This window comes from Rhodococcus sp. ZPP, assembly GCF_017656075.1.
Lineage (GTDB): Bacteria > Actinomycetota > Actinomycetes > Mycobacteriales > Mycobacteriaceae > Rhodococcus_F > Rhodococcus_F oxybenzonivorans.
The window spans coordinates 5,583,995-5,597,132 of sequence record NZ_CP058638.1 but is presented as its reverse complement, the minus strand read 5'-3'; the positions used below and the strand labels follow the sequence as shown (position 1 = coordinate 5,597,132).

Sequence of the window (13,138 nt, the reverse complement as noted above, 5' to 3'; positions counted from 1 at the left end):
GTCCAGTACTGCAGGGCCCGTTCGGTCCCTGGAACACATGAGAAGGAAATCTACGAGCATGAACCAGCGACGGGCGACAGTACCGGAATCGGTACATGTCCAAACTGATGGCCGTCGCTGCCATGACCATCGCGTCGATGGGAATCGTCGCCGGCACCGCCCACGCGGAACCCGCACCGGCCCCGGTCTCCGGGGTCGGGTGGAACCTCACCCAACGGTGACCAGGTCATCGTCGAAACGTCGGCCGGGTCGCTGAGCAACGAGAACAACCACCTGATCGTCCGCGACGCCAGCGGCGCCACACTCGAGTCGGTGCCACAATCGATCGCCGTCGACGGCTTCGCGCACCCGGTCGCCGCACAGATCAACGGCCGCACCGCAACCCTGACCACCGACACCAGCCCGGCCGCCGCGACCCCGGTCACCCTGCCGTTGCGACAGGTCGATCTGCCCTCCGCATCCGCCGGAGTCAAGGACAACATCACCCTCACCGCGGCCGTCGGCGGCTTCCTCGGCGCGGCCGGTCTGGTCGGCGGCTGCCTCCTCGGCGCAGTGGCCGGGGCCGTGATCTCCGCACCCGCCGCACTGCTGTTCGGCGCCGGCCCCTTGGCAGGATGCATCGGCGGCGCACTACTCGTCGGCGCGGGCGCCCCCCTCGCCGGCACCGCCATCGGCGGCCTGGGCGCCATGGCAGCCAACGCCGATCCGTTCATCACGCTACTGAACGCACCACCGGTCCCGAAGAAGTAACACGGCCCGCAGCATCATCGCTGTACAACGTCCTGCGAGTGCGGCCCGCCTGGCGGGCCGCACCGCTGGCGCTCGTGTCGCAGATACGGAGTCGTATCCGCACAGCATGACGAGTCGATGAATACCACTGGGGCAGGCGTCGCACACCGTACGCGGCCGGCGCACTGCGGAACGGGGCAAGGCGTCGACGTATGTGCGAGCATCTCCAGGGATCGCTGCCGCGTCTTCGGCCGCTGACCTGAGCTGGGTAAAGGGTCAGCGTGACGTCGCCCGCGCCGAGTCTCACGAACGCGATTCCACGACCCACGCTGCGATCTGTGCGCGTGAGCTGAACCCCAGCTTGGTCAGGAGGTGTTCGACGTGGCCCTGGGCGGTGCGTGGTAAGATTGTCAGGCGGGCGGCAATCTCCTTATTGGTCAGCCCCTCGGCGATCAGTTCGGCGACCTCGCGTTCGCGTTTGGTCGGTGTGACCGCCGAACCGGCGGACGACGATGGTGTGGACGGTATCTGCTCGCCCAACGCGTAGCCGACGGCGGCGCCGAAACCGAGCGCACCACCCTCCCGGCGGGCGACGGCGAATGCCTGCTCACCCATCGCCCGTCGCGTCGTTCGTTCACATTCGTCTTGGTATCCGAGTAGCCCGGGCAGGAATACCGTCGGACTCCCTACCGACTGGCTGAGATTTTCCGCGGCTCCTAGTAACACGGCCGCGCGCTTGGCGTTCCGTTCCTCGGCAGCGATCCACGCCAATGCCTGCAGGCACACACTGACGTTCAGGCGGTCATTGAGCTTTCGATTCAACTGCAGCGCCTGCCCGAGGAGTCGTACGGCGCGAACGCGATCGCCGAGCCGCCACACTGCAACGGCCAGCGCCCACAGTGCATAAGTTCGATACATCATTTCCCCGCGCGGCTCGGTGATCGCCAGGACCCTCTCGTAGCAGTCGCTGGCCTGCTCCATGTCGCTGAGAAGTTCGTGTGTCATTCCAAGTCCTGCCAGAGCGACTACCTGGAAGAGGAGGTCGCCGCGTGCGGCGTACACCTGGATGGCATGTCCGAACTGCGACAGGGCTTCCGGTTGCTGCCCGCCGAACAGTGCCCGATAACCGTCGGCGAGATCGATGTGGGCCCGCAGCATCGGATCGGTCGTGTGCTCGGTGAGCTGCCGCCCCTGCTCCACGAGGACGGTCGGCGCCTGAAGGTCGCCCTGCACACCGGCCAGGATGCTGCCAGCGTAGAACGCTTTGGCCTGTTCTGCGGTCAGTGGGCCTGCGCGTTGGGCCAGGAGGCGGTCCACCCATCGCCGGCCCTCGCTGAGCGAACCTCGGGAAAGCCAGAACGGAAAGAGCGCGGCGGCGATCCGAAGCCCGGCGTCGGGACTGTCGGACACACAGAACTCCAGGGCCTCCCTCAGATTCGGTTGCTCCCGGCCAAGCCTGGTAATCCACCCGAGCTGGCGGGGACCTATCCAGTCGGCCTCCGCCTCGAGGGCCAGCCGCTCGTACCACTCCCGGTGCCTGCGACGGAGATCGGGATACTCACCGGTGTTCTGGGCCTTCTCGCGGCCATAGTCCCGCAAGGTCTCGAGCATCCGGAACCGCACCACCTCCCCAGATGCTTCCCGGGTCAGGATCGACTTATCGATCAGAAAGGTCACAGTGTCGAGGACCTCGTCGGCTGCCAAATCGGCGTCGCAGACCGTTTCTGCGGCATCGAGTTCGAAGCTCCCGGCGAACACAGACAGCCGGGCCCACACCCGTTGCTCGATCGGGGTGCACAGGTCGTAACTCCAGTCGACACACATCCGCAGCGTCTGTTGCCGCGACGGTAAGTCCCGGTTGCCGTGGGTCAGCAGCGTGTATCGGTCGGTGAGCCGCGCCAGGATCTGTTCGGGCGACATTGCCCGGAGCCGGGCTGCCGCCAACTCGATCGGGAGTGGCAGGCCATCGAGTCGCTGGCAGATTCGAGCGATGGTGACTTTGTTGTCCTCGGTGAGTTCGAACCCAGGGACCGCCGCGGCGCCACGCTCGGCGAACAACGTGACCGCGTCGTTGCGGGGCAGTCCCCTCGGTAGACGATCGGGATCGGGCACGGGCAGCGGGGAAATCGGCAATACCGCCTCTCCTCCGATACCGAGCTGTTCGCGACTGGTCGCGAGAATCTGCAATCGGGGGCAGTGTCGAAGTAGGGATTCGGCGAGTTTGGCCACGGCATCGACCACCTGCTCGCAGTTGTCCAGCACGAGCAGATGTTTACGTGGAGTGAGGTACTCGACCAGCACCTCGGGTAGCGGTCTGCCTGATCGGTCCCGTAGACCCAGAGCGGCCGCGAGCACACCCACCAGTAATGTCTGGTCACGTAGTTCGCCCAACTCCACCAGTGACACACCGTCCGATTCGCGGCGCGCGGTGGAGGCGACCCGCACCGCCAGCCGGGTCTTCCCGACTCCCCCGATCCCGGTCAAGGTGACCAGCCGTGAGGTCGCCAACAGGTTCTTCACCTCGACCAGTTCCGAGCGGCGGTCGACGAAACTAGTCAGCTCCAGCGGTGGGCTACCCGACCGGGCAGAATCCAGGGGTGAGGGTGGTGGCGCCGGCGAGGAATGCTGGCTCTTCGGTGATGCGCCCTCGTGCCCGGCACCCGGATCGAGGTGCAGTGCCATCTCGTCGACCGGGTAGCCGTGGTGAGATTGCGATTGGCGGAGTTGCCGACCCAGTTCAACAGCGGAGGGTCGACGTTCCGGGTCACCGGACATCGCACCTTCGATGATCGCGCTCACGTCCTCTGGAATGCAGTGTTCACGTGGATCCGGAATGGGCTCGGAGGTGATCCGCAGGAAGTGGGCCACCAGTTGCTCGCCGCTGCGGCGTTCGAAGGCGGCGTGCCCGGTGATCGCCGCGAACAGCGTGGCACCGAGGCCGTACACATCCGCGGCGGGACTCGCAGGTTCGCCGGCAATGACCTCGGGGGCGATGAACGCCGGCGACCCCGTCACGACGCCGGTGGAGGTCTCGAACCCGCCGGTGATGTGGGCGATGCCGAAGTCCGTCAACGCGGGCTCGCCGTAGTCGGTGAGCAAGATGTTGCCTGGTTTCACGTCGCGATGAAGGATCTTATGGCGGTGCGCGGTCCCTAGCGCGCCGGCCATCTTCACCCCGAGTCGCAGGGCTTCCTCCAGTGGGAGCGGTCCGTGGCGGTGGATCCGCGCGTCGAGGGAGTCCTGGGCCAGGTAAGGCATCACGATGAAGGGGCGACCGCTGTCGGTGACGCCTGCTTGGAGGACGTTGACAATGTTGGGGTGACCCGTCAGCCTGCCCGCCGCGCGCTGCTCGCGAAGGAACCGCTTTCTGTTCAGCTCGTCGAGGTCGGTGGTGAGGACCTTGACTGCGACGGTGCGGTCCAGCGCAGCCTGGGTGCATCGGTAGACGACCCCGAACCCGCCCCGGCCGATCTCCTGAGCGTCGCCGAACCCGGCCGCCGCCAACTCCGCGGTGACCGAACCGGACACGTCCCGCTGTGTCGCGAAGGGATCCACGTCGGTCATCAGCTACATCGATTCACCTGGCTGTCGTAGCGCACTTCCGCAGGCATATCCCTCAGGATATCGTCAGCCGCCCCGGCTGGAACCCCATACCGGCTCCCGAGGATGCTCCACCGACCGGCCTAGCCGTCGCCCGGCGCGCTCCAACTATCGGTTGGACACAGGGCCCCTGCGGGGCAGCTGTCTTCTACCTCCTGGTCATCCACGGGTGTGAAGACCGGGCCGCGACCGGTCAGGGCTTTCCGTCCCGACGATGCCCCGCCGGTAACGGTGAGGCAGAGGGCATGGTGCGGGTGCGATGCGCGGGCTCCAGCGATCAGAGGATGCGGCGAACTCGCATGTCGGGAAACACATCACCGATACGGACGACGTCGCCAGTGGTAGGGGCGTGAATCATCTGTCCGTTGCCGATGTAGATCGCGACATGCCCGGGGCCGCTGGACTGCCAGTTTCCGAAGAGAAGGTCGCCGGGCTGGGCCTGCTCGAGGGGGATCTCTGTGCCGATATTCCATTGCGTCTCCGAGGTCCGCGGCAACTTCACCCCGGTGGCGGCGTATACCGCGAATGACGTAAGCCCGGAGCAGTCGAATCCGCCGCCCGATGGGCCGTCAATGTTTCCTCCACCCCATATGTAGGGCAGGCCCAGGTACCGCAGGGCGCTTTTGACGATCTCGCCTCCCCCGGCTCCGCCGGGAAGGGTGAGCTGCGGGTTGAGGATTCTCGCGAAGTAATTTTCGGTGGATCGGATCTTTGCTACGTACGGTTGGGTTTGGTTCTCGTAGTCGGGAAGTCCCGAGGGCATCCCGCGGGATGCGAGAACTGCGCCAGCGCCGGCGTTGTAGCCGGCGATCGTCAGGTCCAATGTGTCGCCTTCCACCACACCCGCCCGTTTCCATGTTTCGACCTGCGCTCGAATGTCGCACAACAAGTGTCCAGAGGCCATGACCGAATCGGCGATCCCGTTGATGTCGACGTTGCCATCACCGTCAGCATCTTTGCCGTACTTCGCCCACGTGCCGGGCATGAACTGGCCCGGGCCCCGTGCACCTGACGGCGACACCGGAGAGGCCGGACCGTAACGGAAGCCATTCTCCGCTGAATACAGGGCGGCGAGAACGGGCGCTTGCACCCCTTCACAGATTTCGCCGGCCTTCTTCAGCCACGGCACGAACACGGCGATTGCACCTACCGACGTCAATGACGCGGTCGGCAGAGCTGCGGGGAAAGGCGCGAGTACCACACCGCCGTCCCCGGCGGTCGCACCCGTGACGGCAGCGTCGCTGTAATTCCCCGATTCACCGGGCTGCGGTGTCCAGGGTGCCGGCGGTGGAGCAGCCGGTACCGGCGGGGAAATCTGGCTGACGGCCGGATCGGGTGCGGCAGCCGGCAGATAGGGCTCCAAGTTTTGCGCCGCGGCCTGTGTGGCCTGGTCTACCGCCGCCTGAGTTCGGTCTTGTAGCGGGTCGGGTAACTGTCCAATCACATCGTCGACCTGCTGGTCAACGGTTGGCGCTGCATTTTGTGCCGCCTCGACCGCGGCAACCACTTGATCCTGAACCTCGGTGGGTGCGTTTGCACCCTGGAAGAGGGTGCCTACAGCAGTGGCAGTGGCGATGATAATTGCCGACGGGTCAACGGACATGGGGGTACTCCTGAGTGCCCGCCGGTACCTAGAGCGGACACGCGGCGGGAGGCGCGCCTGCAGAATCAGAAAAGTTGTGTGGTAGCACGTTTCGAGTCGATGAGCTCGGACGTTTGCGGTCCAGCGTGCACTGGCGACTTGATTCGAAGAGGCCTGTGGGCGGCGTCGAATGCGGCTGCGGTGGGGATTTCATCGGCGAGAGCGATCGATCGATTTTCGCGGCCGCGGCGGGCCATAGCCGATCTGCGCTCACGACGACTGTGACTCTGTGGCCTCGCAGTCGCGTTTGCGTCATCCTCCGTGTCGGGGTGCTGAGAACATCGTCAACGGGTAGGCGCAATTCCGTCCTCGAAAGACCCACTTCGAGAAATGCTCATTTGGGTGCGGCTGCGGGTGCACCCTCGTCTCCCAACGCGGCTCCCACACCGCTGATCTCGGTGATCTTCCAGTCATTGCGGCTGTCCATACTCAGCTGGTACGTGGCGGTGGACTGGATACCGTCCGGCGCCTGCGCGTTCGTTGTTCTCACACTGACGAAGCAGTCCACCGAGTAGGTGCCGTCACCCGTGGACTCGGCTTTCGCGGTGATCGGTTGGGCCGTCGACGCCCACTGGAGCGGAACGATGATCTGTTCCATCGAGGTCGCTGCCTGGCCGAGTCGAGTGGACAGCTCCGGGGTCGTACCCGCAGTCAGCCGGCCTTTCCATGCCTCGAGGTCACGAAAGTCCATTTGGGCGGCACCGATGGCGTAGTCGAGAGCGACCTGCTCCGCGTGCTGCCGCGCAGCGTTGTCTGCGCGCACTGCATTGAGCTCCGTCGTTGTGTCGTACAGTTGCCACGAGCCGATTCCCGCCGCCGTGAGCACTGCGGCTCCGGCGATCACGGCGATCGCCTTCTTTCGCTCGATACGGAGGGTGATGCCCTTCTCCTGGGACTTCTCCACATCACCATTCGTGTGATCCGCCGGGTTCGGGTTGTGCTCGATGAGGGCTGTCTTTTGCATGTCGATCTCGTTCCTGAGTTTGTCGCTCTGTGTTCGTCAAATTCGGTCTGTTTCTGTCATCGGCCTCCCGGGTTTTGTATGTGTACGGTCAATGCGTCTCCAGACGCCGTCGCGGTGAGGGCGTTGTCGAGGAGTCCGCTGATGTCCATCGTGCGGAGGCTCTGCGCCCCCGCCGATACCGCGGGCAGGAGATCGACGCCGATGGTGTGGAGATCGCCGGCAGTCGCGTCGAGGAACTGCTGGAGTTCAGCGATGAAGGGGCTGGCTCCGTTGGTGATTCCGGGGAGTAGTGGTCCGCGCTCGACAACGAAATGGACGCCGTCGGTGAGGACGTTCTCGAACCCGGCACCGAATTCGGCGGCGTAGGGTGTGGCTCCGCGCAGCCCCTCAGGGATGGGCGCGCTGTCGAGCAGCAGCGGTTGCAGGGTACGGAGCAACGTGGTGAAGCTGTCTGAATTCCTGCTTATCTCGGACGCCATCAGTTCTCCGGCCCGGGAGAGGTTGCTGTATACCCGCGGGTCGTCGGGCAATGCGATGTCGAACGTGCGGAAGATCTCCTGCACTTTGTCCGGTTCCACCTGAGTGAGCAGGTTGGTGAGGCGTTCGGACAGTTCTTCGAAGGTCGTAGGAACTTCGACCTGAGACACCGGAACGAGGGCCGCGTCGTCGAGGTAGGGCCCGGACGCCGAGTCGGGCCGAATCGACAGATATGGTTCGCCGAGCGCTGACAAGTTGTCCACCCGGAATGTGCTGTCTGCCGGTATCGCAACGCCCTCGTCGTACTTCCACGCCACGTCGATCTGTTCGGCCGACGCGGTGATCGTGGTGATCTCGCCGACTGCGATACCGCGCAGGAGAACCCGAGATCCGACGACGAGCCCATTGGTGTCGGGAATCTCGATTCGTGCTGTCTTGACCTTTTCCAGGATCCCGGTTCGGAGTCCGGAGTTGATCATGTAGACGAACGAGAGCGCTGCGATCACGGTCATCCCGATGATCGACAGACTGGTGCGCCGGCTCATTTCACAGCTCCCAACATGCGCAGAATGTTTTCGGCGTCCGCGACCATCTGGTCGCCTTGCGGTGTGTTCACCGAGACGATGTCGACCGAAGGATTCTTTGCGAACGGGATCAGGGTCGTCCGAAGGAAGTTGGACACGTCCACGGTTGCGGACGAGTACCCGACGATGGAGTCTCCTGTGTCGGCCAGTGATTCGAGCATCGGAACCATCCACAGACCACCTTCGTAGACGCTACCGATCGACGGGAGGATCTGTCCGATGTGCGCCACGATGTTGGTGGCCACCCGCCGCCAGTAGTGCACCGACGAAGAGTCGAACAACGTCGAGAGTTCGGTTTCGTTGTCCCCGAGCGCAACGGCGGTGGAGTCCATCTCGGAGAGCATGCGATCGACGCTTCCGGTGCGATCGCCGAGGTCATGAAGATCGACCGAGACGATGGAGGAGAGTTTCTGGATTTCCGGAACCGACGGCATCACGGTGTTCACCCGTGCCATGACGTCCTCGATCCGCCGGATGCTCCCGCCGTTGATGAAAGTGGCGAGTACCGCCATCGTGTCCTCGAGTTGCGGCGGTGAGGTGGTCCGGCTGGCCGGAACGGTCGCCCCTTCGGCGAGATACTCCCCACCGGGAGCGTCGGGGTCTCGAACAAGGGCAACGTAGGTATCGCCGAGGAGCGTGTTCTGCCGAACGATCGCGCGGATGCCGGCGGGGACGCGCGTGTCGTCGCGGATACCGGTATGCACGACGACGCTGTCGTCGGTGATCTGCACGTCGTGGACTTCGCCGACCCGGACGCCGTCCATGATGACGTCGGCGCCGTTGGGGAGATTCATGACACTGGCGAACTCGATCGACAGCTCGTAGTCGGCACCGACACCGCCGCGCACCGAGGGCAGGTCTTCAGGCCTGAGTGAGCAGGCGGAGGCCACGAGGATCAGCGCCAACGCCACCAGCATTCGGACTCGCCGGCCCGATACAATCGATGCTTTCACTGTGCCGCCCCGTTCACGAGCGTGTAGTCCATCCACGCGGTGGCCGAGACGTGTGCGCCGGTGTCCGTGCGCTGGCAACTGCCCGGGCGCAATCGGTCGAGGACCGCGCACAGTTCGTCGTTGACCGCGACGGTGGGAGGGGTGTACTGGATGTGGGGGCCGCTGGCACTCGTTGCCTGCTGCCTGACGAGTCCTTCCAGGGAGGGAAGAGTGCCGAGCATGCTGTTGATATCGCCTGTTCTGCCTGCCGTCATCGCGATCGCATCGGTCACTTGTCCGTGCACGAACGGCCAGATGTCGTTGCCGTAGTTGGTTTGGATGTCCTCGAGCGTCCGTACCAGCCAGGCGATGCCCTGACAGACATCGACGACTCCGGGCCACAGCTCGATACCGGCTTCGGTGACGGCGGGCAGATGCTGCACCAGGCTCGTGATTGCCGCCCAGTCGGCGAGGGCCCTCTCGCTCAGGGGCGCCATATTCACGATCGAGGAGCCGATGTCGGCAACGAACTTGTCGGGGTCGTCCATCGCCTCGGCGGCGTGCTCCATCATGGTCCGCGCGCTCTCGCCCTGACCGCGCAGCGACTCGTCGAGCCCTGCCACCGCCATCGCGATGGTCTTCTGCTTGTCTTCCGGGGCCAGTGCCTTGATGAAGTCGGCCGCGGAGGAGACCACCTCGGAGATGCTCTTCGGGGTATGACTGTTCTCCAGTGGAATGCAGGTCCCTGGTTCGAGGGTCGGGCCGGCCGCATAGTTGCCGACGAGTTCGAGGCTGCGGTCGGCGAGGATCGACTTCGATCTAGTCACCGCCTGGACGTCGGCGGGAAGGTCACGGTCGCTGTCCGCGGTGAAGGTCACCTCGACGTGACTGCCCTTCTGCACGATCGATTCGACACGTCCCACCTCGAACCCCATTTGCGTCACCGGATTTCCCGCGTAGAGGCCGACTGCGTCAGGCATCTCGGCGCAGTACGAGCGAGTGGAGTCGGTGGCGACGGTCCGCGCGACCGCGATGCCGGCTGCGCCCAGCGCGAGGGCAACGGTGAGGGTGGCGGCAGTGGTCGCCAGCTTCTTCTTGTTCATCTCAGCACTGCCGTCCCGGTACCGGTATGCAGATGTCAGATGCCATGAGGGTTCCTCCGCTGATCGTGGCGAGGCCTTCGGGTGTCAGCCATGTCGCAAGTTGGTCCCGTGCTGCGATGAGGGCGTCCATCGCGGGCCCCATGGAGGTGTTGAACTCCTCGATCAGGCTCCGCACCTGGGTGATGGCTGCCGCGACTTCCTCTTTGTGGTCGAGGTAGTAGCGCTCGACCGAGGCCATGCTCATGAGAACCTCGCCGAGCAGGAGGTATGACTCGTTGAAGCCCGCATGAGTCGTGCTGTAGGTCGAGAACACCATGTCCATCTCGCGAATAAGGTTGAAGACGAGTTCGCGGTTGACGTTGAACGAGGTTAGGTACTCGTTCGCCAGCCCGGTGATGGTCGTGACCTGCTCTCGCTGCCGGTCCATCACCCGAGCGATTGCGGTCATTCCCGAGATCATCGACTCCACCGAGCCCGGGTTGGTGGTCAGCGCGTCGGCCACCTGGGCGAGGTTGGCGTCGATGGTTTCGCCCTCGACCTGGTCGGTCACGTTCGGGGCGGCTTGCAGGACATCGCCGATGGAGTATGGGACGGTCACTTGCGCCGTGGGAATCGGTTGCTCCCCGAGCGGTGATTCTCCGAGCGGAACAAGGGTGATCGCGTAGCCGCCGACGGGTGTCAGCATCCGCACTTGAACGTGTGAATCGGTGCCGACGAACAGGTCGTCCTCGACTTCCATGCTGACGCGGACGGTTTCCTGGTCGAGGGCGACGTCCGTCACCTTGCCGACCGAGATTCCGGCGACGCGCACATCCTGTCCTACCGAGATGGCGGAGACGTCGGTGGTTTCGAATGTCACGGACTTTCGCCCCGGTGGGCTCACGTACAGCACGGTGGTCGCGACGAGCGCCAACACCGCCAACGCCGCCACGCCGACGCCGAGCCGGATGTCGTTGTCGAACCACGACCGCACTCGCCGGACGCCTGGGCGCGGCCTTCTGGTGGTTACCGCGCGCTGCATACGACGACCTCGCTTCCACTGAGGAGGACCTGGACATCGGTTGGCAACGTAGCAACGCCGTGACTGCATCCTGGTCCACCTGGATCGGCACCCACACTGGTGGGAATTTGGAGTCCTGCGATGGAGGCTGGCAGCAGACTCAGGGCTCGGGCCGTCTCCTCGGCGGAGGAGAATGCGGAGGCCACGATGGCTTCGATGTCCGTACCGGGCTGCAAACCGATCATGTCGAGCAACCGCTTGATCGGTCTCAGGAACTCGGGACCGTACGCCGCGGTCTTCGGGAACTCGTCGAGGACCGTCATCGCACTGGCGATCGGAACGCTGAACGAGCGGAGAAATTCCACCACTTCGTCGGATCGGCCACCCATGCTGTCGGAGATTCGCGCCAGATTGGCCGTCAGCGTCGAGATCACCTGTTCCCGATCGGCCGCGAGATCGGCGATCTTCTGAGCGTCGTCGAGCATCGGCTTCAATCCGCCTCCATCGCCTTGCAAAACTGTGATCGCGTTTTCGGCGAATCGGTTGATGTCATCGGTGCTCATCGTGGCCAGCACCGGTTGCAGGCCGTTGAAGAGTTCGGTGATGTCGAAGGACGGGCGCGTCCTGTCGATCGGCAACTGATCGACCTCGTGACCTGATCCGTCCCCGAAATCGGCGTCGATGTAGCGCACGCCGGTCAGGTTCTGATACTTGACGGACAGTGTGGTGTTTTCGGTGAGTCGGTAGGGCTGCTCCATGCTGAAGCGCACCTCGGCGACTGTGCTACCGCCACGCCGATGCAACTCGATGGATTCGACCTTGCCGATTCGCACTCCCCTGGTCCGGATATCACCGTGGGAACCGAGGCCGGATACATCGGAGAACTCGGCGGAATAGCTGCGCGTTTCACCGGTAACCGGGCTCTTCATGGCCGAGATCACCAGGGTGAACAGCAGAAATGAAATGGCTGCTGCAACTGCGAGTTTGACGATGGTAGCCATGTAGGCGGCGCGGGTGTTCATCGCTCTCCCTGGTCCTGGGCGGGCGCCGACACGGCGCCGAGTCCGAGCGGCGCCGCAAGAGCCGGGAATCCGTCGAGAACAAGGCGCAGTTGGAGCCGCTGTCCATCGGGAGTGTCGACAAAGGCCGAGTCGAGCCGGCGGATGATCTCGCTGGTGGCCTCCGGACTCATACCGCTGTTGAGTAGGTGGGGAATGACACCGGTCGCCTCGACGACGATCTGCGTCAACGGGGTCAGTTCGGTTCCGTGTGACGCGAGCAAGGCTCCCGCCTGCCCGAACAGTTTGTTACCTGCGATGCTCAGTGCAGCATTCGTCTCGTCCATGAACGTGTCGTCGACGCCGACGGATCCGTCAGGGCGGCGATTGTAAGCACTGTTGTAGATCGACATCAATCCTTCGATCGCTTGATCGCTGAAACCCGGTATGGCGTAGAGGATTTCGTTGAAGTGCTCGATCAGGTTGCTCGGTAGTGCCTGCTGGGTGGCGGCGACGCGGTCGGCCACCAGCACCCCCGTCTCGATCCATGGGGTCAGCCCGTCGAGATAGTGCACGGACTTGTCGAGAGAGGAGATCATCTGGTCGGTCAGCGTCCCGTCGATCGTCAGCGAGCCCCGTTCGATCATCGTCGACATCGTGAAGTCGCCTCGCGGCGTGCGTTGGAGCTCCATACCGGACTCGAGCTCCGCGCCGCCTGGCTGAGCGATGAGGTTGACCGCAGAGGTACCGAAGTAGTTTTCCGGACGGAAGTCGAGCTCAAAATTGTCGGTCAATCCGGAGACCTGGTCCTCGGACAGTGCGAGTTGCATTTGCACCGCACCTGATCGCGTTCGCGCGAGTGCTGTGACCTCGCCGATGCTCTGCCCACGCAAGACGACTTTGGTGCCCTCTGCTACTCCCGGCCCGACCTGCGGAACCTCGATGCCGACCGCGATCCCATCGGGCGCGGTCAGACGCGGGTACATCGATACCGTGGCGACGGCTGCCACTGTCATGGCGGTGACCACGGCGATGCCGGTCGTTGCCAGCATGCGGGACTGTGTGGTTGCGGATCCCCGTAGGAAGTCCTGATTTCTTGATTTTGTCAT

Annotated in this window: 9 protein-coding genes and 1 pseudogene; 1 reads left to right on the top strand and 9 read right to left on the bottom strand. The window is 64.2% G+C overall.

Translation table 11 applies throughout. From position 1 onward, the window contains the following. Positions 1-95: 95 nt before the first annotated feature. Positions 96-750: pseudogene (locus tag HYG77_RS25800) on the top strand (hypothetical protein). A 282-nt stretch (positions 751-1,032) separates the two neighbouring features. On the opposite strand, the gene HYG77_RS25795 reads toward HYG77_RS25800, so the two are convergent. The 9 genes from HYG77_RS25795 to HYG77_RS25755 all read right to left on the bottom strand — a co-directional run bounded on the left by HYG77_RS25795 (position 1,033) and on the right by HYG77_RS25755 (position 13,138). After that, complete coding sequence (locus HYG77_RS25795; RefSeq protein ID WP_208961065.1) at positions 1,033-4,293, bottom strand: protein kinase; 3,261 nt, start codon at positions 4,291-4,293, stop codon at positions 1,033-1,035. 313 nt (positions 4,294-4,606) lie between these two features. Next, on the bottom strand, positions 4,607-5,932 hold the full coding sequence (locus HYG77_RS25790; protein WP_208961064.1) for a bifunctional lytic transglycosylase/C40 family peptidase: 1,326 nt from the start codon (positions 5,930-5,932) through the stop codon (positions 4,607-4,609). 373 nt (positions 5,933-6,305) lie between these two features. After that, positions 6,306-6,935: a hypothetical protein gene (locus tag HYG77_RS25785; protein ID WP_208961063.1), complete on the bottom strand. Its 630-nt coding sequence runs from the start codon at positions 6,933-6,935 to the stop codon at positions 6,306-6,308. A 56-nt stretch (positions 6,936-6,991) separates the two neighbouring features. Beyond that, the gene (locus HYG77_RS25780; protein ID WP_208961062.1) at positions 6,992-7,957 is read right to left on the bottom strand and encodes an MlaD family protein; all 966 of its coding nucleotides are present in this window, start codon (positions 7,955-7,957) and stop codon (positions 6,992-6,994) included. Next, positions 7,954-8,949, bottom strand: coding sequence for an MlaD family protein (locus HYG77_RS25775; protein ID WP_244373178.1), 996 nt, complete (start codon positions 8,947-8,949; stop codon positions 7,954-7,956). The genes HYG77_RS25780 and HYG77_RS25775 overlap by 4 nt, the downstream gene beginning before the upstream one ends. Next, positions 8,946-10,031: an MlaD family protein gene (locus tag HYG77_RS25770; RefSeq protein WP_208961061.1), complete on the bottom strand. Its 1,086-nt coding sequence runs from the start codon at positions 10,029-10,031 to the stop codon at positions 8,946-8,948. The genes HYG77_RS25775 and HYG77_RS25770 overlap by 4 nt, the downstream gene beginning before the upstream one ends. A gap of 1 nt (position 10,032) precedes the next feature. Next, positions 10,033-11,052 (bottom strand): MlaD family protein, encoded by a 1,020-nt coding sequence (locus tag HYG77_RS25765; RefSeq protein WP_208961060.1) that lies wholly within the window; start codon positions 11,050-11,052, stop codon positions 10,033-10,035. Beyond that, entirely contained in the window at positions 11,037-12,053 is a 1,017-nt protein-coding gene (locus HYG77_RS25760) for an MlaD family protein (protein ID WP_208961059.1), read from the bottom strand. Before HYG77_RS25760 ends, HYG77_RS25765 begins: the two co-directional genes overlap by 16 nt. Beyond that, complete coding sequence (locus HYG77_RS25755; protein ID WP_244373175.1) at positions 12,050-13,138, bottom strand: Mce family protein; 1,089 nt, start codon at positions 13,136-13,138, stop codon at positions 12,050-12,052. The genes HYG77_RS25760 and HYG77_RS25755 overlap by 4 nt, the downstream gene beginning before the upstream one ends.